Here is a 23,281-nt window from a genome sequence, read left to right on the forward strand (position 1 = left end):
ATTGGAAGTAACATGTGAAACGACTGAAATTCATTCCATAGATAAAAATCACAAAATTATGTGAAGATTCATTCATCTTAAACCTTAGTGCAGCAAGCTTTTCAAATTAGAAAAGGTTATTTATAATAAAGTGCACATTACAATCCCATTATGGCCCCGTAGCTCAGGGGATAGAGCGTTGGTTTCCTAAACCATGCGTCGCAGGTTCGAATCCTGCCGGGGCCGTTTGAAATTCTCAATAACGAAATTGAGACTGTATCGCCTAATTAATCGAATACCATTAAAAGTTTGAAGCTCATCTCAAAATGGAAAACAATCCAAAAGACTAATTAGAGGTGAGTTACTTATGAAGAAATCAATATGGTTTATTATAATGGCGTCGGTTTTATTATTATCTGCATGTTCAACAAAAGAGAGTTCCGATAAAGCTGAAGAAAATGGAACCTTCTCTAAAGATGAGGTAAATCAAATTAATTTAAGAATTAACGGAAAAAATGTAGCGGTAACACCTCGCTTAGAATGCTTAGGTAAAGAAGAATGTAAAGGGAAAACGAAAGATGCAGTTAAGGCTGTACCAGAGGGTGAAGAGTGGAAAGCTTACTTTAAGAGTCAAGGTGCTGCAAACGTACAAGCTAGTGACGGAGATACAGTAGAAATATCCTTTCCTATGAATAGCCCTTCTAAGTTATACTTTCAATCTCCATCTTCAAATGAAAAACAAGAAATTGTTAATCAAGCTTTTAACTTAGTTCGTAGTGATAAGAAAAAAGAATATTACATGATTACGGCAATATGGGGGGAAGAAGGCGAGCCTGAAGCAATTGTACAGCTTCCATTAGTCGTTAATTTTACTAAAGATGCAACTACTGAAGAATAATGAACTCTAAAGACATGGTTTATAAACCATGTCTTTTATTTTTTCTTATATTTCATATACAACATTAGTCATAACCATCCGATACATATGATGTCTGACATCATACAACAAACATTACATAAATAAGGAGAGTTTCAATTGAAGAAAAGTCTTTTAGTTGTTTTGGCAGTCTTTGCATTCGTTTTAAGTGCATGTAGCACGAAAGAAGAAACGAAAGCATCTTCAGAGCAAAAGAGTATCGGTCTTGTTGTGACGCAAAGTGGATTAGGGGATGAGTCCTTTAGTGATTCAGCATTTAAAGGTTTAGAACGTGCCCGAGATGAAGAAGGAATTCTATTTGATTATCGTGAGCCGCTTGAAGGTGGACATAAAAAACATATGGAGGAACTAATTCAGGAAGGCCATGATTTAATTATTGGTTTAAGCTTTCGTTCACAAGCTGCTATGGAAGCCTTGGCTGAAAAGTATCCAGAGCAAGAGTTTGTATTAATCGATTCCGTTTCAGATTATGACAATATAACATCGATTACTTTCAAAGAAGATGAAGGTAGTAAGCTTATAGGGTTAATTGCTGGAATGCGCACAGAAAGTAATACGGTTGGATTTATCGGTGGAGAGGATATTCCTGTAGTACAAAACTTTGAAAAGGGTTTTCGAGAAGGCGTGAAGCAAGCGAACCCGGATGCGGAAGTATTGGTGAATTACACAAACACATTTGAAGATGATGAAAAAGGCGCTGAAGTAGCTCAGAAACAAATTCAGAAAGGCGCTGATTTTGTTTTCCCTGCAGCAGGTTTTTCGGGGATTGGTGCATTAAAAGAAGCTCAAGCACAGGGCAAATATGCTTTTGGTGTGGATAGTGATCAGTATTATTTAGCTGAAGAAGCCATCGTAACCTCCATGCTTAAACGAGTAGATATTGCTTTGTATGATATGGCGAAACGCTTAAAGAGTAATCAAGAATTTACTGGAGAGCATCTTGAGCTTGGCTTAGAACAAGGTGGAGTGGGGCTTGCTCCAATCCGGATTATTCAATTAACAAGTGATGAACAAGCAATTTTAGAAAAAGCAAAGGAAAAGGGGGAGTAGAACATGTCGATTGGGAAGCGAATCATTTTATTTTCATCCATTCCATTAGTCATTAGCCTACTTCTTATTGGTTTTATCATTTCGCAAATGGTGGATTTACAGAGGTCTTCAAGCAATGAAGTAGAGCTGTTGTTAACAGCAGAAACATTAAATGGAGATTTTATATCTGCTGAACAAGCATTAAGTCATTATTCTTCAAATGCTTCTGAAGGAAACAAAATAGCAGCACTTTCAGCTGTACAAAAAATTCAGAATGACCTTAATGACTTAAAAGGTCAATTGAAAACGGATGATCAGATGCATTGGTATGAACGCATAAGTGATAAGTATGAGAAGCTATCAACGACCGCTCAAGAAGCGTTACAGTCAAGTGATGTGAATGAAGTGAAACGTCAGGCGGCTCGTACAGGTGGAATTTTAAATGATGTGTTCATGTTAAACCGTTCTGCCAATCAATGGTATGAAAAAGAGATGGCACAAAGAAAAGCGGATATTCAGCAACTCATATGGTTTACAGTTATAGCGAGTGTTGTACTCATTATTTTATCTGTTATTGCATCCGGTATCTTAACTAGAAAAACAGCAACACCTATTCAGAGGTTAGCCGAAAAGGCAAATCAAGTGGCTGAAGGAGATCTAACCGTTGAAATACAAGAGACCAAGACTCGAAAAGATGAGATTGGTCAATTAGAGTCAGCCTTTCAATACATGATGACGAGTTTAACAGACACGATTAAATCGATTGATACGATGAACCGTGAAGTCAATGAATTCAGTGAGGATCTAACTAGAGAAGTGAATATGTTAACGGAAGGGTCCAAACAAGTCGCTTCATCTACAGAAGAATTAGCTCAAGGGAGCCAATCTATCTCCTCTGATATTCAAGAATCTAGTTCATTAATCGATAATATGGCAAGTGATTTCGAAGCAAATGTAGAAGCAACGAAGCAATCTAGAACTCAAAGTCGTGATGCATTACAGTCTGTTAATCAAGGTCAAGAATCCTTATCTAACCAGCGACAAATTGTAGATGAAAGTGTTCAATCTATGAAGCAAGTAGAGAATTCTGTTCAATCATTTGTTCAGTATACGGATGAGATAGAAAATACAGTTCAACTCGTTAATGAAATTGCAGAACAGACGAATTTACTAGCCCTTAACGCAGCTATTGAAGCAGCTCGAGCAGGTGAGCATGGTAAAGGATTCGCTGTTGTAGCGGAGGAAGTTCGTAAACTAGCAGATGAATCGACGAAGGCTACAAAACAAATATTTGAAATGGTTCAACATATTCAAAATGGAGTAACCAATATTCAAGAAGTAACAGAACGTTCAATGAACTTGTCTCAAGAGCAACAGCAATCTATGGAACATACAGAAGGGGCGTTTTCTCATATTGATCAACAGGTATCTGTTATTCATGAAGAGTTAGAGACCCTTGCTGAAGGTGTTGAGAAGTCCAATTCTATAGCTGCACAAATAGCAGCCAGCCAACAAAACATTAGTGCTGTAACTGAAGAAACAGCTGCAAGTACAGAAGAAATTCATGCCTCCACTGAACAACAGCAACGTTCATTTGAGACTGTTCAGGAAAAGGTGCAGAGTTTACGAGACTTAATTTCCAATCTCGATGATCAATTGCAGAAATTCAAGGTATAATTTTCAGTAACGAGCAACATTTCAAAAAGAAAACTGGACAGAGGAGGATCTAATTGCTAGGTTCGTATCTGTCCAGTTTTTATATTATTCACTTTCAACGAAACGCTCTACAATAGGCGTATTCGTTCGTTCAACTAAATAGAGAATTTTACTGCGGTGATCTCGGAACTCTGGCTCATAGGGGATCACGAATTCTTCTCCACTTTTTGTTATAAAGATGTGTTCTTTATAAACCTCCATGTTATTTTCCCTTGTAACAATCTGTTCGACTTTTGAGAAGTCATCCCAATTGAGGTCTCTCTGGCTAAGTTCGAATGTTTTGTTATAGTGAAGCCCTTTATCATCAAAGAAATAATAATTGTTAGCTGCGTACACATAACAAGTAACTGAGATTATAAAAGATAATAAGATAAGCCATGGTCCTGTACTTTTACCAGTATCCTCGCGTTTGGAACGAATCATTTCATCAAGCGTCAGAAACATACTTAATAAAAACAAACCACTAAACCCTAATATATAAGCAGAAAAAGGTGCTCGGAAGAACCAATGACTCTTAGAAAAGTGAAACACGTCATGGAGTAAAATTACAAATACGAATGGCATAAAAAAACTACTAATAAAACTAACCACAATAAAACTAATTTTTAAAGGCTTTGTATCGTACCCTATCATTTTTTGCATCGAATTGATCCCCCTGAAAATTTCTTCTCTCTACTTCTCAATATTTTAGAAAATTTAACCATTTTCACTCATTATAATGAAAATGCACAAGAAAGAAAATCCTAATCTTACATTTTTAAAATTCTTAGCGTGTATAAAATCTATGAAAAAAGAAATAATGAATGCTATCTATACTGTCGAGGAGGGCTATATATGGCAGATGAAGAGACGTATAGTCGTAGAGAATTTTTGCGTAAAAGTGGCTATGCTGCAGGTGGATTAGTAGGTGGAGGGTTAATTGCTAGTTTAATAACGAAACAAGTCATGGAAGAGGATCCGAAAACAAACCCCTCTGATCCGAATTTATCGAATGATCATTTTAACGATGCGTTTATGTTTTTCACGAATCGTGATGACTTTCGTGTGCTTGCTTCAAGCTGTGAACGAATATTTCCTGATGATGAAAACGGACCTGGTGCCATTCGATTAGGGGTTCCTTTCTATATTGATCATCAATTAGCTGGTCCTTGGGGAAATAACACAAAAGAATACATGCTGGGTCCATTTTATAAAGGTAAACGGACACAAGGGTATCAATCCCGCTTAAATCGTGGCGAGATCTTTAGGCAAGGAATTCAAAAAATAAAAGTCATGAGTCAAATGGAATTTCAAAAGAGTTTTCAAGAGTTAGAAGCGGATCAACAAGACAACATTCTGTCAGCATTTGCCCAGAATAAAGTGAACATGTCAGGTACGAGTTCAGCAGAGTTTTTCGAGCTCATGCGTGCAGCTACTATTGAAGGAGTATATGCAGACCCCATGTATGGTGGGAATCGAAATATGGAGGGCTGGAAAATGAAAGACTTTCCAGGTGCTCAAATGGCTTATATCCGTCAGATTCAGAGCGATCAATTCATAGAAATGAAACCTCAAAGTTTACACAATATGTTGAACAAATAAGAAAGGGGGATACTGAAGTGCCAAAAACATTACCGAAAGTTGACGTTGTAACAGTAGGCGTTGGTTGGACAGGTGGAATTTTAGCAGCTGAATTAGCTAGGGATGGAATGAAAGTGGTTGGTCTTGAACGTGGAAAGGAACGTACAACAGCAGATTATTTACACGGTCATGATGAACTTCGATATGCGCTAAGGTATAAACTCATGCAAGATGTATCCAAGGAAACCATTACATTTCGAAACAACCGGGGTCAACGTGCTCTTCCTATGAGACAGCTAGGTTCGTTTCTTTTAGGAGAGAATCTGGGAGGGGCAGGGGTTCACTGGAACGGACAAACGTACCGCTTCTTTCCATACGATTTTGAAATTAAATCATTGACCGAAAAGAAATATGGCAAAGAAAAAATAAAAAAAGACTATCTCGTTCAGGATTGGGGCATTACCTACAATGAGATGGAACCCTATTATGATCAATTTGAAAAAGCGTGTGGAATTTCTGGAGAGGAAAACCCTATGGCTGGAAAGCGCAGTAATCCATATCCGACTCCTCCGATGAAAAGTACGCCTATTTTAGAAAAGTTTAAAAAAGCAACCAAACAATTAGGATACCAACCTTACCAAATCCCCTCAGCAAATCTATCAGAACCATACATGAATCAATATGATCAACAGATTAATGCTTGTCAGTATTGTGCTTTTTGTGAGCGTTTCGGGTGTGAATATGGAGCGAAATCAGATCCTGTTGTAACCGTTATCCCTGCTGCTAAGAAAACAGGGAATTATGAAATTCGCTATCACTCCAATGTGACAGAGGTCCTCTATGATGGAGAGAAGGTTACGGGTGTGAAATATGTAGATATTTATAGTGGTGAAGAATACATTCAGCCTGCAGAAGTTGTGGCCCTAACATCTTACGTCATGAACAATGTGAAGTTTTTGCTAATGTCTAATATCGGAGAACCATACAATCCAAATACAGGACGTGGTGTCGTTGGACGTAGCTATTGTTATCAAATATTACCAGGGGCTACGGGATTTTATGATGAAGAGCAGTTTAATTCTTTTATGGGAGCGGGAGCACTCGGAACGTCTATAAATGATTTTTACGGGGATAACTTTGATCACTCAGATCTTGATTTTATCCATGGAGGTGTTATTTCCATCACACAAACGGGGAAAAGGCCAATTGCAAACAACCCAACCCCACCTGATACGCCAAGATGGGGCAAAGAATTCAAAAGAAATTCGATAAAGTATTACACACGAACATTATCAGTAGGTTCACAGGGCGCATCCCTTCCTCACCGTGAGAACTATCTTGATCTTGATCCGACTTATAAGGATGCATACGGTTTGCCCCTTCTGAGGATGACATACAATTTTACGGATCAAGATAAAAAGCTTCATAGATATATAACGAAAAAGACAGCTGAAATATCGGAGAGAATGGGAGCATCTAAAACCGTTCCTCATCCAGAGCTTAAGGATTATAGCATCGTGCCCTATCAGACAACACATAATACAGGAGGAGCAATAATGGGAGAGGATCCTAATACTTCTGTAGTGAATAGTTATTTACAGCACTGGGATGCAGATAATCTGTTTGTTGTAGGAGCCAGCGCTTTTCCACACAACGGTGGGGTGAATCCGACTGACACTGTGGGAGCTTTAGCATATAGAGCAGCTGAAGGGATCAAAATGTACCGGAAAAACGGAGAATTATTAGTGTGAAAAAAGGGAGCTACATGTAATTGTAGCTCCCTTTTTGTCTTTATTAAGAAGTAACCTCTGCACCTGTTGAAGTTGAATGCTTTTCTCTTTTAGCCATTTTAACAAGCAAGTAAGCAATCGGTGTATCAATTACAGCTACAAGGAACTTAAATGCGTATTGTGTTCCAATCATTCCAAGGATTATGCTCCATGGAAGACCATAGAAAGCAATCGTGATAAATACAGTTGTATCTAAGAGCTGACTTGTCATAGTAGATAAGTTGTTTCGCAACCAAAGTTTTTTGTTACCATGTTTCGCTTTTAATTTATGAAATATCCAAACATCCGTATTTTGACTAACAAGATAAGAGATAAGACTAGCTAGCATCACTTGGAAACTACCACCAAGGATTGTAGAAAATTCAGCTTGTTTTTCAAAAATAGGAGCGGCTGGAAGGTTGATAGCGATCATAATAAAAATCATAGCTATAATCTGTGTTAAAAATCCAGCTTTTACAGTCTTCTTTGCTGTTTCTTTCCCATAGACTTCTCCGATAACATCTGTCACTAAATATGTGACAACATATACGATTACTGCTGCAGGTAGGACAAAGTTTCCTACGCTAAACAGCTTGACGCCTATAATATTGGATAAAATGAGTAACCCAACAAACAATGCGTTCAAATACATTAACATATTGATCTCTCTCCTTTGCAGGGAGGAGGTAGTTCTAGCAAACCCTCTTAACGATTATCAATCGTTTCTGGATACATATCGTGGTTCATCATACGGTGCTCAGCCATTTTTTCATACTTTGTGTCTGATTTCCCATAGTTACAATACGGATCAATGGAAATACCGCCACGTGGAGTAAATTTCCCCCATACCTCAATATAGCGAGGATCCATCAATTCGATAAGGTCGTTCATGATGATGTTTACACTATCCTCATGAAAGTCTCCGTGGTTACGGAAGCTGAACAGGTATAGCTTAAGGGATTTACTTTCCACCATTTTTTCATCTGGAATATAACTAATATAGATCGTTGCAAAATCAGGCTGACCTGTTTTCGGACAAAGTGTCGTAAATTCAGGGCAGTTAAATTTCACAAAGTAATCACGGTACGGATGCTGGTTATCAAAACTTTCAAGGATTTCAGGGTTATATTCAAAACTATACGGTGTGCCTTGATTTCCAAGAAGCGTTACATCGGTTAGTTCTTCATCTTTTCGTCCTGCCATGGTGTCTTCACCTCTGTTGGTTTATATTTTTCCAATAAAAAAAGCCATTCCTAAGGAGATGGCATACGTGTCGTCCCTTAGTTTTTTATAGAGGGTTGAGCTAGAACCTCTCCCGACTTAAACGGAATTTTATGATTAAAATTGTATCCATTTGTTTGCGACTTTATTATATCCCCCCTTCCTATACCTGTCAACAGACCTCCAAGCTAGCATAGCATGTTCAAATGTTTGATAGTTTTGGTCACGAGGAAAAGACCCCTACCATCATGAAGGAGGGAAATGGAATGCAAACACATAGACTTTATATTGATGGACAATATGCTGAATCAACAGGAAACGAAACAATAGATGTAATCAATCCTGCTACAGAAGAAGTTATATCAAGAACACCTAAAGGAACTGAGGAAGATGTCAACAAAGCCGTACAAGCTGCCTTAAAAGCCCAAAAGGAATGGGAAAAGACCCCTGCGATCAAAAGAGGGATGGCCGTTCGCTATATGGGTGACCAAATTGAGGAGAAAAGAGATACCTTTATAGAGCTTTTACAACAAGAACAGGGCAAAGATTATGAATTGGCTAGCGGTGAAGTGGATTTAGCGATTGATTACTTCCGTTATATGTCGGAATGGGCACGACGTATCGAAGGGGAAATTGTGCCAAGTGATCGACCAAATGAAAATATCTTAATCTATAAAAAGCCAATTGGAGTCGTTGCAGGCATTGTACCATGGAACTTCCCTGTATTTATTTTAGCAAGGAAAGTAGCAACAGCACTTGTTACAGGTTGTTCCATTGTTCTTAAACCAAGTCAACAAACTCCAAATACAGCTGCAGAATTCACTAAAATAATAGATTCAATGGATCTTCCTTCAGGCCTCTATAACTACATTACAGGTACAGGTGGCACAATTGGTCATGCACTAGCCTCTCACGAAAACGTGCATATGATTTCTATGACAGGAAGTGTAGGAGCTGGAACTAAAGTAATGGAAGCAGCAGCACAGAACATTACGAAAGTGAATCTAGAGCTTGGAGGAAAGGCGCCAGCAATCGTAACGGCTAATGCAGATATTGAAACAGCCGTGGAAAATATTAAAATCTCACGCCTAGCTAATAATGGACAGGCTTGTACGAATGCAGAACGTGTTTATGTTCATGAATCATTAAAGGATCAGTTTGTAAATCGATTGAAAGAGGAGTTCCAGAATCAGTCACTTGATGACCCATTAAAAAATCAACAGGCTGATGTAGGGCCACTTATTAGTGAAGACCGTCTCCAAGAGGTTGATGAGATGGTGCAAAATGCACGTAAGGAAGGGGCAAACCTCGTTACAGGTGGAAAACGTAAAGAAAATACAAGTGGGTTCTTCTATGAGCCAACAATTCTTACAAATGTGAAGCAAGATATGGAGATTATTCAAGAGGAGATCTTCGGCCCTGTTATCCCAGTAATGACATTCTCAACAATTGATGAAGCAATTGAACTAGGCAATGATACAGATTATGGTCTGTCATCTAGTGTTTATACACAAGATCTTAGCGAGGCTATGCGTGTGGTAAATGAACTGAAATTTGGTGAAACATTCGTAAATCGTGAAAACTTTGAAGCGGTACAAGGTTATCATCAGGGAATGCGTAAATCAGGGCTTGGTGGTGCTGATGGTAAGCACGGAATGGAAGACTTTCTTGTAACGCAAGTTGTGTATATGGATTACAACACGGATAAGAAATAATAGGAAATAGAGCTCGGGATATCTGAGCTCTATTTTTAATTTATATATTCTAACTTTTTCCTATTTAATAATAGCTTTTCACTTTAAAAAACATAATGAATCCTCTAAAATAGAAAGTAATTCACTAAATTTTTTAAAAATTTTAATAAGTGTTTAGTACTGTGCATAGATATGTATAGATACTAAAAAATTTTGCGTTATCTGAAATCGTTTACAATCTTTATGGACGAGGTGATCTGATGAACATGCAACGCATTGAAACAATGACAGGAAACTACAACCTAGAAAACTACGAAGAAATGTACAAAAACTTTAACTGGGAAGAAGTGAAGAAAGAGTTCAGCTGGTATGACTCTGGTAAGGTCAATATCGCTTACGAAACCATTGACCGACATGCTGATAATCCAGACAAAGCTGATCAAACAGCTCTTATCTATACGGCACCTGATCGTGAAGAGAAACTTACTTTCTCTGAGTTAAAGCAAAAAAGTAACCAGTTTGCGAACGTTCTGAAGAAGCATGAAATTGAAAAAGGCGACCGAGTCTTTCTATTCATGCCACGCAGTCCGGAATTCTACATGTCCTTCTTGGGAATTTTAAAGGTGGGTGCTATTGCGGGACCACTTTTTGAAGCATTTATGGAACAAGCTGTTCGTGATCGTTTAGAAGATAGTGAAGCAAAAATGCTTATCACTACACCTGAATTATTAAATCGTGTTCCAGTAAATGAACTTCCAAACCTTGAGAAAATTGTTCTTGTTGGAGACACAAACTCAAGTGATCATATTGATTTTTATAAAGAAATGGAGCAAGCTTCTAAGAGCTTTGATATTGAGTGGGTAGATTTAGAAGATGGGATGCTACTTCATTACACATCTGGTTCTACAGGTAAGCCAAAAGGGGTTTATCATGTTCATAATGCCATGTTACAGCATTACCAAACTGCTAAGTGGGTCCTTGACCTTCAAAAAGATGATGTCTATTGGTGTACAGCAGATCCAGGCTGGGTAACGGGAACAAGTTATGGCATTTTCGGTCCATGGCTAAACGGTGTAACAAACGTTATTGTTGGTGGTCGCTTTAGCCCTGAAAACTGGTATAAAACCCTTCAGGATTATAAGGTATCCGTTTGGTATTCTGCTCCCACTGCTTTCCGTAAGTTAATGAGTGCTGGAGAAGATGCTGTGAAACCATTTGATATTTCAAACCTTCGTCATGTCCTAAGTGTTGGTGAGCCGCTAAACCCTGAGGTTATTGCTTGGGGAATGGATGCCTTCAAACTACGTATCCATGATACATGGTGGATGACCGAAACAGGTGCACAGCTTATTTGTAACTATCCAGCACTTGATATGAAGCCGGGATCAATGGGTAAACCATTCCCAGGGATTACAGCTTCTATCATAGACAATGAAGGAAATGAACTTCCTCCAAATCAAATGGGGAATTTAGCGATTAAAGCGCCATGGCCATCTATGATGCGTGCAATCTGGAAGCGTCCCGAAAAGTATGAGAGCTATTTCTTAAACGGTTGGTATGTTTCTGGAGATAGTGCTTATAAGGATGAAGAAGGTTATTTCTGGTTCCAGGGTCGCCTAGATGATGTGATTAATACATCCGGTGAGCGCGTAGGACCGTTTGAAGTTGAATCCAAGTTAATCGAACATGAGGCTGTGGCTGAAGCAGGTGTTATCGGTAAGCCTGATCCTGAGCGCGGAGAAATTATTAAGGCATTCATCACGTTAAATGATGGATATAATAAATCTGATGAATTACTAGAAGATATTCGTCAGTTCGTGAAAAAAGGCTTAAGTGCCCATGCAGCACCACGTGAGATTGAAGTTGCTGATAAGATTCCAAAAACGCGTAGTGGTAAAATTATGCGTCGTCTTCTTAAGTCGTGGGAGCTTGGTCTTCCAACAGGAGACACATCAACATTAGAAGAATAATAAACTTCAAAAAGGCTACTGGCTTCTGAGCTAGTAGTCTTTTTTGTTTCGCTAGGAAAGAGTGTTCATTTATTATTTTGGAAACGAAAGTAAAGGGACGTGGTTGGGAGAGTAGCAACCAGAATGTCCTTCTTTAGCCCTTCACTCCGCTAATGTTAAGGTTTTCACAACATTGTGGTACGATTATTGTAGAAACCGACACAGCGAAAACATTAGGGGAAGTGAAATAATGGAAGAACAAAAGAATATGTACGATCTGATCGGAGTTGGTGTAGGCCCATTTAATCTTAGCTTAGCCGCTCTATTAGATGAGCAAGAAGAAGTAGATACACTGTTTTTTGAGCAGACGCCTAAATTCGATTGGCACCCAGGGATGTTAATTGAAGGAACTAAAATGCAGGTGCCATTTTTAGCTGACTTGGTTACAATGGCAAATCCGAAAAGTCATTATAGCTTTTTAAATTATATTAGTGAGCATGACCGCATGTATCAGTTTTACTTCTTACAGCGCCTAGATATCCCTCGTCGGGAATACAATGATTATTGTCAGTGGGTGGCTGAGCAGTTGGAAAGTTGTCGTTTTGGTAAAAGAGTGACGAATGTACGTCATATTGAAGATCATGATTCTCATTTTGAGGTAGAAGTGTTGGACCTAGAAACGGAAGAAAAAAAGACATACTACTCACGCCATTTGATCTTAGGGACAGGAACATCACCTACGATGCCTGGTTCCGCTCAAGATTTGCCTTCAAATGATGTTTTCCACACATCGCAATTCCTCGAACATCAAGAACGTTGTCGTGAAGCAAAGTCTATAACGGTTGTAGGTTCTGGTCAGAGTGCAGCAGAGACCTTTCGAGAGTTATTAAAAGAACAACGTGATTGTGGTTTTAGACTAGATTGGATTACGCGTTCTCCAGGGTTTGCTTCCATGGAGGAATCGAAGCTGAACCTTGAGCATTTTTCACCTGACTATGTGAACTATTTCTATAGTCTTCCTCAGGATAAAAAGGATGAGATATTTGCTACCCAAGGCTTATATTATAAAGGTATTAGCAACCATACGATAACAGATATTTATAATTTATTATATGAATATTCTGTTGGTCATGAAGAACCGGATGTTGGACTCCAAGTACTATCAGAGTTAAATGATATCAAGCCAAACGAGAACGGTGGTTACACACTTGAATGTCGCCAATGGCAATCTGGTGACCGCTTCACTCATGAAAGTGATGTTGTCATAATGGCAACAGGTTATCGTCCAAATGTACCTGAATTTATTCATGATCTAGGCTCTTATTTACAGTGGGATGAAGAAGGGCGCTATAAAGTAGAAGCTGACTATCGCCTTGAAACATCAGAGTCTACCTCAAATGAAATATATGTTCACAGCGGTATTTCGCACACTCATGGTGTTGGGTCCACTAACCTAGGACTAGCCGTTCACCGTAATAAAGTAATTATTAATCATTTAATGGGGAAGAATGTATATTCTCTTCCGAAAAAAAGTATATTTCAATCATTTCAAGTTCGTTAAAAAACGGTATAGTCCATAGATGTCTAGCTCCAGTGCCCATCATTGCTAAATGGGCACTGGAGTTTTTTTATAGTCTAGGAAATTATAAAATTTGTGACTTGTTTCTTACTAAGGGCTCAGTCCAGTCCCTTCGTTGCTAAACGGGTGCTTGTGCTTTTGTTCTAAGGCATCTTACCGTGCACATGCTTTTTTACCTAGAATCTTTTAACTAGAAATTTTGCTACGACCTACAACAATAAAATAAATATACCGAAATACTGTAAAAAAGGTTACTTCACGACGCATCTTTTATATTGATAAAATAACAGCCTTCTTTTCGTGGTTTGAATACTAAGAACTTTTCTATATTTATAAAGTTGTTGTGACGGATTATTGTTATTATGATATAGTAAAAATGGAATTTGCACGCAAAAAAGGGGACGTTATATGCGTTTAAAAAAATATACCGATTATTCCTTACGCGTACTTGTCTATGTAGGTTCTAAAGAAAACGGGGAGCTCTCCTCAATAAAAGAGATTTCGGATTCTTTTGGTATATCTCAAAATCATCTCAGTAAAATTGTACACGAACTATCAAAGCTGGGACTAATTGATACGATTCGTGGACGTGGTGGAGGCATGCGTCTAGCTGTAGAACCTGTAGATATTAACGTAGGGCACGTCGTGAGAAATATGGAGGATGACTTTACGCTTGTGGAATGGTTAGGAAAAAGTGAGCACGATTGTGGGTTAAACACAGGCTATGCGCTAACTCATATTTTTAATGATGCTTTAACCTTGTTTTTGCAGGAGCTAGACAAGTATAGTCTCCATGATGTTCTGATGAATACTGTAGAAGTGAATAGTGTAATGGAAATTGGTGAATAGGATCATTTTCAGGGAAAGAGTGAAGTCATAAGGCTTCACTCTTTTTTAATTTCGAAACATGCGTTTGTTTTATTCTTCTGGTTTTGAGGGAACATAATGAAGAACCTTTTAAAAGGAAGTGCGGAGAATGAATAATAAGATACATGACTTTATTGCTGTAGGGATTGGTCCTTTTAATTTAAGTTTAGCAGCTTTAACAGATCGTATAGATGATCTTGATGCGTTATTTTTTGATGAAACCCACCGTATGCAATGGCATCCTGGAATGTTAATAGAGGGTACAGATCTGCAAGTGCCTTTCATGGCGGATTTGGTGACGTTTGCCGATCCAACGAGCCCATATTCCTTTCTGAATTACTTACATAAACAAGGTCGGATGTATCCTTTTTTCTTTTTTCAAAAGTTAGAAGTGCCAAGACCTGAATATAATGATTATCTTCAATGGGTAGCAGATCAGCTTAAGGCACTGCACTTTGGTTGTAGAGTAATTGATGTAGTTGATGTTGAGTATGAAGGAGAGCGGTGCTATAAAGTTGTTGTTTTGGATAAAGAAAAAGACGAAACGCATTTTTATTATGCAAAACATGTTGTCCTTGGTACAGGCAGTAAACCGTTAGTTTTTGAAAATGTAAAAGATCTTCCTAATGAAGATGTAGTTCATACAAGTCGCTATCTTTATGAAAAAGATCATCTTCTTAAATCCAATCACATTACCGTGATAGGTTCTGGTCAGAGTGCAGCTGAAATTGTCACAGATCTATTGCACGAACAACAAGAGCATGATTTTTATATAACTTGGTTCACAAGGTCTGCAGGTATCTTTCAGTTGGATACAGCAAAGCTACCTCAAGAGTTTTTCTCACCAGACTATGTGAATTATTTTCAATCATTGTCTTATGAACAACGAATGAACACCTTACCAAAACTTCATACATTACAAAATGGTGTAGATCCCTCTACTCTAAGTGAAATTTATGATCTTCTTTATCAAAGAACAGTAGGTGGAAAAGGGAAGAGGGTGACCATTCAACCGATTACGGAGGTTAAAGAAATCCAGCGTAATTCAAATCATGAGTATTCTTTAACTTGTCATCAATGGCAAAAAGATGAAACATTCACTTATGACACTGAAAAAGTTGTACTTGCTACGGGATACAAGCCCAACATCCCTGATTGGTTTATGGATCGATTTGAACATGAAGTCATTTGGGAGAGTGAGAAGCATTTTAAAGTGTCAAAAGACTGCCAAATCGCTTTTAAAGATGAACGGAAAAATGAGATCTTCACCACCACCAATATCTCTCATGCTCATGGTACGGGAGCGAATAACTTAGGGCTTTCAGTGAACCGTAATGTAAAAATGATTAATTATATGTCTGGGCGTCCTATTTATGAAGAGGGCCATGATACAATCTTTCAACAATTCCGTATGACAGATGAGGGTTAACACACCTAAGGTTTATGATTGAGTTCATCGGGAATGACCAAAATGTATTAGATTTTTAAGGAGATGATGGAATGAGTAAAATCGCTTGCTTAATGACAAATCTTTTTGAAGATGTCGAATACACAGAACCAGCAAATGCATTTCGGGATGCCGGCAATGAGGTTACAACGATTGAAAAAGAAGCAGGAAATAAAGTTGTAGGGAAACAAGGAGATGCTGGAGAAACCATTGATAAAGGCATTGACGATGTGAAACCTGAAGACTTTGATGCATTATTCATCCCAGGTGGTTTCTCCCCAGACCAATTACGTGCTGACGAACGTTTCGTGAAATTTGCCAAACACTTCATGGATGAAGGCAAGCCTGTCTTTGCAATCTGTCACGGACCACAACTTCTCATTACTGCAAAAACCTTGGAAGGAAGAACAGCTACAGGCTTCACTTCTATTGCTGTTGATATGGAGTATGCTGGTGTGAACTATAAAGACCAAGAAGTTGTTGTATGTGGAAATCAATTAGTGACAAGCCGACAGCCAGATGATATCCCGGCATTTATCAATGAATCTCTTAAGGTTCTAGGACAGTAAGATTAGTCAATGGATATCAGCCCAGCTCTCATTAATAGAGGGTTGGGCTTTGTTTTTTAATAGGAATGAAGGAAAGTTTTAAGAAGAAAGAGAAATAGGAAGAGAGGTGACATTCATGATCGTTTTAAATATGGAAAAAGGCATGTTTTTATTCGAGCAGCATCACCACGCTTTGGTTTCTGGTATCATGGCCATGCATTGGAGGTTTGATGGTTTTTTAGGGGAGCATCTACGCGAACAAGTGGAATACGCTGTTGCACAGCATGATCGTGCGTGGATTCCTCTTGACGGGCACCCAATATGGAATGATGATAAACAACAGCCCTATTCATTTATTGATTATCCTATGAAAGAAAAGATGGTTCGCTATCAAGAGGGTGTAGACCAGGTGGAAATGCGATCGAATTATGGAGGCTTGTTATGCAGTCTGCATTATCGTTCTTTTTTTCCAGAAGTGTCTGAGGATGAGAGTATCCAAGCTTTCATTAGTGATGAAGAAGCGCGACAGAAGAAGTTGAAGAATGAGTTGGGGGAAATGATTGGAGATGAGCAATTGAACTTTCATTTTGACCTTCTTCAATTTTGTGATGATCTTTCCTTGTATTGTTGTATGAATGAGCCTGGGGTAACGAAAGAAGAGGAATTATCCTGGTTTCGAGATGGGTTTCCCCAACGTTTTAATTTCGCGCCGGACGGGATTGTTGCTTATTGGGATGGAAAAAACGCCGTAGCATTAGAACCATTCCCATTTCAATCCACCTTTCAAGTCGATATACCTTTTCGTGAGTTAAGACCAGAGCAAATCGAGGAGGTAGGGTTTCCCCAAGCTTGGAAGGAAAGTGTCCTTCATAACCGTACAATAAAGTTTGTTCCAAGGTAAAAAAGCCCCTTCAGAATTATATTGAAGCGATTTCCCTGTAAGGTCTATACTTATTCAAGTTGTGATGGAATATATAATCTTAAACCTACTGGCGGAAAATCATTGATGGGAAACTCATTAATTTCTGCAAGCTCTTGAGCTGTAAGACCAAATTGGTGAGCAATTGATTCTAAGCTATCACCATTTTTCACGAAATAATATTCTCCGCTAACTGGAATAACAATTGCTTGTCCATCCACTAAAAATGCTGGTTCTTCTAGTTTATTTGCTACAATAATTTCATCCATTTTAACGCTATATTTGTTTGCGATACTGTATAGACTCTCCCCATTTTTCACAACGTGAATTTGCACATGTATCCCCCTCATAAGTTATTTCTCTTAGAAACTTATGAGAGTAAGAAGGGAAGTATGTTATAAAAACTGTGATGTAGGCGTTATATCCGCTTTAAGTACATTCTCCATCATTTTTAGCGCATAAGCATTGTCCTGTTCATCATTTGAAGCGATACAGTCTTGGGGTACAGATAAAGAGTATTCCCTCATATAAGCATCATTAGCTGTGAACAAAACACAAATGTTACCTGCTATTCCTGTGATGATGAGGTGTTTTATACCAAGCTCAGATAGCAAAGCTTGTAGAGCGGTTTGATGAAAAGCGGAGTGTTTTGGTTTAATAAGAAAGTAATCTGTTTCATGTGGAACAATTTGATCAAGAAGCTCTCGGTTTTGATCATGAAGACACTTTTGGTAGATGCGATGTAAATCAGCTTGCCACAAACTATAATGATCATTTACATATATAATAGGGAAATGATGTTGTTTCGCATACTGTTTTAATTGAATAATATTAGGAAGCATTTTTTTCGTTTCAGATAATAAAGTTTCTCCATGTGAAAACTGAAAATCGTTGATCATATCTACAATTAATACTGCAGTTTGGTTTGGAGGGTGCATAAAGATGTCTCCTTTCAAATAGTAGTATTTCACGTTGAAAGAATTTAAACCCTGAATGAAGTGAAGTGATAACATGAATCATGAAGAATTTATGGAATTGGCCATTAAAGAAGCTGAAAAAGCAGAAGATATAGGAGAAGTTCCTATTGGAGCTGTAATTGTAAAAAATGGAGAAGTTATTGCTACAGGTCATAATTTAAGGGAGTCTAGCCAGAAAACTTCATCCCATGCTGAGTTTATCGCGATCGAGCGAGCTAATGATGTAGTAGGGAGTTGGCGTTTAGAGGAATGTACGCTTTATGTTACCCTTGAACCATGTCCAATGTGTGCAGGAGCTATTCTTCAGTCTAGAATTCCGACGGTTGTATTTGGAGCATATGACCCCAAAGCTGGCTGTACAGGCTCACTAATGAACCTTCTAGGTGATGAACGATTTAATCACCAGTCCGGAGTGATTCCAGAAGTTCTACATGAACGGTGCAGTCACATGCTGAAAACCTTCTTCCGTAAGCTAAGAGAAGAAAAAAAGCGTTACAAATGATAAATGATGAAGTGTTTACAAACATTAACAAGCATTTGATATTGCATTTTTAATCTACAGTCGCTATACTAGGTATTGCACATCGATAGAGATGAGCAAAACAAAATTGATAACAGTCTTGCCGTGCTAAGCGGGGAGGTAGCGGTGCCCTGTACTCGCAATCCGCTATAGCGAGGCCGAATCCCCGCCCGAGGTGGGGTGGCCTCAAGGCCTGCCTTAAGCGATTGGTGTTGACACCTGGGTCCTGCACAATCGGAACCCGTGAACCCTGTCAGGTCCGGAAGGAAGCAGCAGTAAGCGGTCATTCTGATGTGTTGCAGGGTCGCCTGGGTCGAGCCATGACCTTGAGTAACGCTTGGGGCCACCTCATCGAAGGTGGGTGCACGGCTCATACATAAAATCAACTCACCTGTTTAAGGTGAGTTTTTCTTTTATACAATAAGGTGAGGGTAGTATAAGGTGTTGCTCATAAATGTCTAGCTCCAGTGCCCAGAAACGAATGGACTTCCCTCGCCTCCGTACGATAAGTCAACATCGATTCACCAAGGTTCATCGTGTTTCCTTTACACGTTTGCGATATGAAATTTTAACAAAGAAGGAACTCGACGTAGTTAAAATTTCTAGGTGAAAGTACCACAGCAACTAAGCTTCTGTCTGCGCCTGTGGCTTGCCAATCAGCAAGTTTTGTTAATCGTACTACGGGCTCAGTCCAGTCCCTTCGTTGCTAAACGGGCACTTGCACTTTTCTTATATAAAAAGATTTTTTGAAAACCAAGGCTTTTTTTCGGTATAATTAGGAAGAAACCAAAAAGGAGAACGAGGACAATGAGTTATCAGGCATTATATCGTGTATGGCGACCAAGAAACTTTTCTGATGTTGTCGGACAATCACATATCACGCGCACACTGCAAAATGCGATCGTACAAGAAAAGTTTTCTCATGCCTATTTGTTCTCAGGACCTCGAGGAACAGGGAAAACAAGTGCGGCGAAGATCTTTTCCAAAGCTGTTAACTGTGAGCGTGGACCTGCTAAGGAACCTTGTAATGAGTGTTCAGCTTGTGTTGGTATTCAAGATGGTTCTGTTTCAGATGTTATTGAAATTGACGCAGCCTCCAACAACGGCGTAGAGCAAATTCGAGATATTCGGGACAAGGTTAAATACGCTCCAAGTGCAGTGCAATATAAGGTCTACATTGTCGATGAGGTGCATATGCTTTCGATTGGGGCTTTTAACGCGTTATTGAAAACGTTAGAAGAGCCACCTAAACACGTGATATTCATTCTTGCAACGACAGAACCACATAAAATTCCGTTAACGATTATTTCTCGTTGTCAGCGCTTTGATTTTAAACGGATTTCACAACGTTCGATGGTCGAGCGAATGGAGTATATCGCCGAGGAAGAAAATATCCCTGTTTCGAAAGATGCCCTTGAAGCTGTAGCCCTTTCAGCTGAAGGTGGTATGAGGGACTCCTTAAGCTTGTTGGATCAAGCGATTTCCTATAGTGAAGAACAAGTTACGATAGAAGATGTTCTAGCTGTAACTGGATCGGTTTCTCAACAAAAGCTAGCAGGTGTCGTTCAGGCATTGCAACAAAATGAAGTGAAAGAAGCCTTGCAATTTGTTGATTCTCTCATTCAAGAAGGGAAAGACCCAGGTCGATTCATTTTTGATTTAATTTATTACTTGCGGGATCTTTTGCTCTATCAAAGTGCGCCTGGTTTAGAGGGGATTTTAGAACGGGCTATTCCAGATGATGCGTTCAAGCAACTTAGTTCAGAGTTGCAACCGAACTGGATCCAACAAACAATCTCAACATTAAATCAGTGCCAGCAGGAAATGAAGTGGACAACAAGTCCGAAGGTTTTCATTGAAATTGCTATGTTAAATATTTGTGATATTCAATCTGCGCCTGCGAATTCTTCAGTGGCGATTGAACCTGAATCTGTACAAAAGCTACAGAAAAAGGTAGATGAGCTTGAGAAGAAGCTTTCAAATATACAGCAAGCACCTGCAAATGCCGCGCAAGCTCAACCAGAGCAAAAACGTCCGCAGCAAAGAACGAGAAGGAACCAGTATAAAGTTCCTTATGAACGCATACGACATGTATTGAATGAAGCATCGAAACAAGATTTAAAAGCGGTTCAAACTCAGTGGGCTAGCTTTATGGATTCCTTGAAGCAAAATAGTCCACCTGCGCATGCGCGATTGATGAATAGTAAACCTCGCGCTGCATCGGACCATGCTATTGTGTTATCGTTTAAATATGAAATTCATTGCTCTTTAGCTCTTGAAAACCAAGAGGTCATTCAACAATTATTAGCTGATCATCTAGGAAAAGAAGTTCAAATCATCCCAATTCCTGAAGATAATTGGCAAGAGCTAAGAGAAGAATATGTTCAAAAACAACGTCAGCAGGAACAACCTCAAGATGGGGAAGAGGCTGAACCTCAAGAAGATCCACTTATTGCAGAGGCACGTAAACTTGTTGGCGAAGATTTATTAGAAATCCAAGAAGAATAAAGGAGGTACTGCCATGAAGGGTGGTATGGGAAACATGAATAATATGATGAAACAAATGCAAAAGATGCAAAAGAAGATGGAGAAAGCTCAAGAAGAACTTCACGAAATGACGTTTGAATCCACTGCAGGTGGCGGAATGGTTAAGGTAGTTGCAAATGGTAAAAAACAAATTACAGACGTTGAAATTCAAGAAGACGTTGTAGATCCTGATGATGTAGATATGCTTCAAGACCTTATCCTTACTGCAACAAATGATGTTATTAAGCAAGTAGAAGATAAAACAAACGATACAATGGGACAATTCACTAAAGGGATGAATATCCCTGGAATGTAGGGGGTAGCTGAATGTATTATCCAGAACCTATTTCCAAATTAATCGATAGTTTTACAAAATTGCCAGGGATAGGCCCGAAGACGGCTGCACGCCTGGCTTTTTTCGTGTTAGAGATGGAAGAAGACGATGTACTGGATTTTGCAAAATCGCTCGTAAATGCCAAACGTGAACTCACACACTGTTCAACTTGTGGTCATATTACCGACCAGGACCCTTGTGCGATTTGTCAGGATGAAGAACGTGATAGCTCAGTTATCTGTGTAGTTCAAGATCCAAAAGACGTTATTGCTATGGAAAAGATGAAAGATTTCAGTGGTCGATATCACGTGTTACATGGAGCTATATCACCAATGGATGGTGTGGGTCCAGAGGATATTAATATATCAAGTCTAATTAACCGCCTTAAAGACGAGGGGGTTGAAGAGCTTATTGTTGCAACCAACCCAAATATTGAAGGGGAAGCAACAGCTATGTATATATCACGGTTAGTAAAACCTGCTGGGATCCGAATATCACGAATTGCTCATGGGCTTCCTGTAGGTGGAGACCTTGAATACGCTGATGAAGTAACCTTATCCAAAGCCCTAGAAGGTAGAAGGGAACTATAGAAGTAGGTGTTTCCAAAATGTTTGGTAAGAAAAAAGTAAAAAAAGAAGATTATGATAAAAGGCTGCTTCAAGATCTTCAGCGTCTAAAAGAAGAAGTGGCAACCCTAAGGAAGATTATGAAACACAGCGTCGATGTTAGTTCTACTGGTGCAAATGATCTTGCAATAGCAGAATGTAAATATTTTTATCTATTAAGAGAGGCGCGCAATCGAAACTTGAGTGCACGATAACAATAGAAGTTCTTTTCCTCCTTGTTTGTTCATAGAATACATCAAAAGGACAAGCAAAGGAGGGTTTTGTTTGAGTTCAACCATTATTGTTATTTCTATTGTACTTCTCATTGGAATACTGTTAATAGCAGGAGCACCTTTAACACCTATGAAGTTTCTGGCTAACGGGGCGGTAAAAGTTGTAATAGGTGTGTTGTTTATTTTCTTCTTTAATGTTTTTGGAGCTTCAATGGGGTTACACATTCCTATTAATGTGTTTACAGCTTTAATTTCAGGGTTTCTAGGTTTACCAGGGTTAGCTTCTCTCGTAGCCATTCACCTTTTTGTTTTATAGGAAATACAAGAAACCCTCAGTGGAAAATATATAATCTTGTTAGGGTAAGGAGGCTTGTTTCCTTGCCTTTTTTCATGGAGATCACAAAAAAATAATAAAAATCGCTTTTTCCTATTGCGTACGATTTGTGTGCGTGGTACATTATTAATTGTCGCATTGAGAGCGGCAACGCAAAACATTCGAAAGAAACCAATCAAATAAACTTTTTTACAAAAAGTTATTGACTCTCTTTCGGATAAATGATATATTTATTGAGTCGCTGTTTTGAGGCGACGAAATAAAAGAAACACCATTTGATCCTTGAAAACTGAACGAAACGACATGTTACGTCAATGAATTACTTTTTATTTTTTTAAAGCCAGACATCATTTTGATGCAAAGGCGAACTCTTATGGAGAGTTTGATCTTGGCTCAGGACGAACGCTGGCGGCGTGCCTAATACATGCAAGTCGAGCGCGTGAAACAACATGATCCCTTCGGGGTGATTGTTGTGGATCGAGCGGCGGACGGGTGAGTAACACGTGGGTAACCTACCTGAGAGATCGGGATAACCCCG

General features: G+C 38.9%; 23 protein-coding genes, 1 tRNA gene, 1 rRNA gene, 1 other RNA gene and 1 riboswitch. Of the genes, 21 read left to right on the top strand and 5 right to left on the bottom strand.

Features of this window, described 5'->3' with window-relative positions; translation table 11 throughout:
* The first annotated feature begins 152 nt into the window (after window positions 1–152).
* From H514_RS0110660 to H514_RS0110675, 4 genes are all read left to right on the top strand, one after another.
* Window positions 153–225: transfer RNA gene (locus tag H514_RS0110660), tRNA-Arg, on the top strand.
* A 121-nt stretch (window positions 226–346) separates the two neighbouring features.
* Complete coding sequence (locus H514_RS0110665; protein WP_027446964.1) at window positions 347–877, top strand: hypothetical protein; 531 nt, start codon at window positions 347–349, stop codon at window positions 875–877.
* A gap of 138 nt (window positions 878–1,015) precedes the next feature.
* Window positions 1,016–1,966, top strand: a complete 951-nt coding sequence (locus tag H514_RS0110670; RefSeq protein ID WP_027446965.1) for a BMP family lipoprotein — start codon at window positions 1,016–1,018, stop codon at window positions 1,964–1,966.
* 3 nt (window positions 1,967–1,969) lie between these two features.
* Window positions 1,970–3,622 carry a methyl-accepting chemotaxis protein gene (locus H514_RS0110675; protein WP_027446966.1) on the top strand — a complete coding sequence of 551 codons (1,653 nt, stop codon included), beginning with the start codon at window positions 1,970–1,972 and terminating at the stop codon, window positions 3,620–3,622.
* Between the two features lie 84 nt (window positions 3,623–3,706).
* Here H514_RS0110675 and H514_RS0110680 read toward each other — a convergent pair whose 3' ends face one another.
* Window positions 3,707–4,303, bottom strand: a complete 597-nt coding sequence (locus tag H514_RS0110680) for a hypothetical protein (RefSeq protein ID WP_027446967.1) — start codon at window positions 4,301–4,303, stop codon at window positions 3,707–3,709.
* 192 nt (window positions 4,304–4,495) lie between these two features.
* On the opposite strand from H514_RS0110680, the gene H514_RS0110685 reads away from it, so the two are divergent.
* Complete coding sequence (locus tag H514_RS0110685; RefSeq protein WP_027446968.1) at window positions 4,496–5,242, top strand: gluconate 2-dehydrogenase subunit 3 family protein; 747 nt, start codon at window positions 4,496–4,498, stop codon at window positions 5,240–5,242.
* A 17-nt stretch (window positions 5,243–5,259) separates the two neighbouring features.
* Window positions 5,260–6,972, top strand: a complete 1,713-nt coding sequence (locus H514_RS0110690) for a GMC family oxidoreductase (protein ID WP_027446969.1) — start codon at window positions 5,260–5,262, stop codon at window positions 6,970–6,972.
* A gap of 43 nt (window positions 6,973–7,015) precedes the next feature.
* On the opposite strand, the gene H514_RS0110695 is transcribed toward H514_RS0110690, so the two are convergent.
* Both H514_RS0110695 and queF read right to left on the bottom strand, forming a co-directional pair.
* Window positions 7,016–7,648 (bottom strand): queuosine precursor transporter, encoded by a 633-nt coding sequence (locus H514_RS0110695; RefSeq protein WP_027446970.1) that lies wholly within the window; start codon window positions 7,646–7,648, stop codon window positions 7,016–7,018.
* A 47-nt stretch (window positions 7,649–7,695) separates the two neighbouring features.
* Window positions 7,696–8,193, bottom strand: coding sequence for a preQ(1) synthase (queF, locus tag H514_RS0110700; protein WP_027446971.1), 498 nt, complete (start codon window positions 8,191–8,193; stop codon window positions 7,696–7,698).
* A 71-nt stretch (window positions 8,194–8,264) separates the two neighbouring features.
* Window positions 8,265–8,309, bottom strand: a riboswitch (PreQ1 riboswitch).
* A gap of 168 nt (window positions 8,310–8,477) precedes the next feature.
* Here queF and aldA point away from each other — a divergent pair.
* From aldA to H514_RS0110735, 7 genes are all read left to right on the top strand, one after another.
* Entirely contained in the window at window positions 8,478–9,926 is a 1,449-nt protein-coding gene (gene aldA, locus H514_RS0110705; protein ID WP_027446972.1) for an aldehyde dehydrogenase, read from the top strand.
* A gap of 239 nt (window positions 9,927–10,165) precedes the next feature.
* Window positions 10,166–11,875: an acetate--CoA ligase gene (acsA, locus tag H514_RS0110710; RefSeq protein WP_027446973.1), complete on the top strand. Its 1,710-nt coding sequence runs from the start codon at window positions 10,166–10,168 to the stop codon at window positions 11,873–11,875.
* 229 nt (window positions 11,876–12,104) lie between these two features.
* Window positions 12,105–13,415: a lysine N(6)-hydroxylase/L-ornithine N(5)-oxygenase family protein gene (locus tag H514_RS0110715; RefSeq protein WP_051255112.1), complete on the top strand. Its 1,311-nt coding sequence runs from the start codon at window positions 12,105–12,107 to the stop codon at window positions 13,413–13,415.
* A 426-nt stretch (window positions 13,416–13,841) separates the two neighbouring features.
* A complete protein-coding gene (locus tag H514_RS0110720; protein ID WP_027446975.1) occupies window positions 13,842–14,282 on the top strand; it encodes an RrF2 family transcriptional regulator in 441 nt (146 codons plus the stop codon).
* A 127-nt stretch (window positions 14,283–14,409) separates the two neighbouring features.
* Complete coding sequence (locus H514_RS0110725; RefSeq protein WP_027446976.1) at window positions 14,410–15,729, top strand: lysine N(6)-hydroxylase/L-ornithine N(5)-oxygenase family protein; 1,320 nt, start codon at window positions 14,410–14,412, stop codon at window positions 15,727–15,729.
* 71 nt (window positions 15,730–15,800) lie between these two features.
* Window positions 15,801–16,316 carry a type 1 glutamine amidotransferase domain-containing protein gene (locus H514_RS0110730; RefSeq protein WP_027446977.1) on the top strand — a complete coding sequence of 172 codons (516 nt, stop codon included), beginning with the start codon at window positions 15,801–15,803 and terminating at the stop codon, window positions 16,314–16,316.
* 115 nt (window positions 16,317–16,431) lie between these two features.
* Window positions 16,432–17,196 (top strand): DUF3891 family protein, encoded by a 765-nt coding sequence (locus tag H514_RS0110735; protein ID WP_027446978.1) that lies wholly within the window; start codon window positions 16,432–16,434, stop codon window positions 17,194–17,196.
* 50 nt (window positions 17,197–17,246) lie between these two features.
* Here the strand turns inward: H514_RS0110735 and H514_RS0110740 are convergent, their stop codons facing one another.
* Entirely contained in the window at window positions 17,247–17,549 is a 303-nt protein-coding gene (locus H514_RS0110740; protein WP_027446979.1) for a LysM peptidoglycan-binding domain-containing protein, read from the bottom strand.
* 60 nt (window positions 17,550–17,609) lie between these two features.
* Complete coding sequence (locus H514_RS0110745) at window positions 17,610–18,152, bottom strand: cysteine hydrolase family protein (RefSeq protein WP_027446980.1); 543 nt, start codon at window positions 18,150–18,152, stop codon at window positions 17,610–17,612.
* 73 nt (window positions 18,153–18,225) lie between these two features.
* Between H514_RS0110745 and tadA the strand changes: the two genes are divergently transcribed.
* The 8 genes from tadA to H514_RS0110780 form a co-directional block, all read left to right on the top strand.
* A complete protein-coding gene (gene tadA / locus H514_RS0110750; protein ID WP_027446981.1) occupies window positions 18,226–18,693 on the top strand; it encodes a tRNA adenosine(34) deaminase TadA in 468 nt (155 codons plus the stop codon).
* Window positions 18,694–18,814: 121 nt separating this feature from the next.
* An RNA gene (ffs, locus tag H514_RS24335) (signal recognition particle sRNA large type) lies at window positions 18,815–19,080 on the top strand.
* A 438-nt stretch (window positions 19,081–19,518) separates the two neighbouring features.
* Window positions 19,519–21,219, top strand: coding sequence for a DNA polymerase III subunit gamma/tau (gene dnaX / locus H514_RS0110755; protein ID WP_027446982.1), 1,701 nt, complete (start codon window positions 19,519–19,521; stop codon window positions 21,217–21,219).
* Between the two features lie 13 nt (window positions 21,220–21,232).
* A complete protein-coding gene (locus H514_RS0110760; RefSeq protein ID WP_027446983.1) occupies window positions 21,233–21,553 on the top strand; it encodes a YbaB/EbfC family nucleoid-associated protein in 321 nt (106 codons plus the stop codon).
* Window positions 21,554–21,564: 11 nt separating this feature from the next.
* Window positions 21,565–22,161 carry a recombination mediator RecR gene (gene recR / locus H514_RS0110765; RefSeq protein WP_027446984.1) on the top strand — a complete coding sequence of 199 codons (597 nt, stop codon included), beginning with the start codon at window positions 21,565–21,567 and terminating at the stop codon, window positions 22,159–22,161.
* Window positions 22,162–22,178: 17 nt separating this feature from the next.
* Window positions 22,179–22,391: a YaaL family protein gene (locus tag H514_RS0110770; protein WP_027446985.1), complete on the top strand. Its 213-nt coding sequence runs from the start codon at window positions 22,179–22,181 to the stop codon at window positions 22,389–22,391.
* A 70-nt stretch (window positions 22,392–22,461) separates the two neighbouring features.
* A complete protein-coding gene (locus H514_RS0110775; protein WP_027446986.1) occupies window positions 22,462–22,725 on the top strand; it encodes a pro-sigmaK processing inhibitor BofA family protein in 264 nt (87 codons plus the stop codon).
* A 388-nt stretch (window positions 22,726–23,113) separates the two neighbouring features.
* Window positions 23,114–23,281 (top strand): 16S ribosomal RNA (locus H514_RS0110780); the annotation flags it as partial.

The organism is Pontibacillus marinus BH030004 = DSM 16465, from assembly GCF_000425225.1.
Lineage (GTDB): Bacteria > Bacillota > Bacilli > Bacillales > BH030062 > Pontibacillus > Pontibacillus marinus.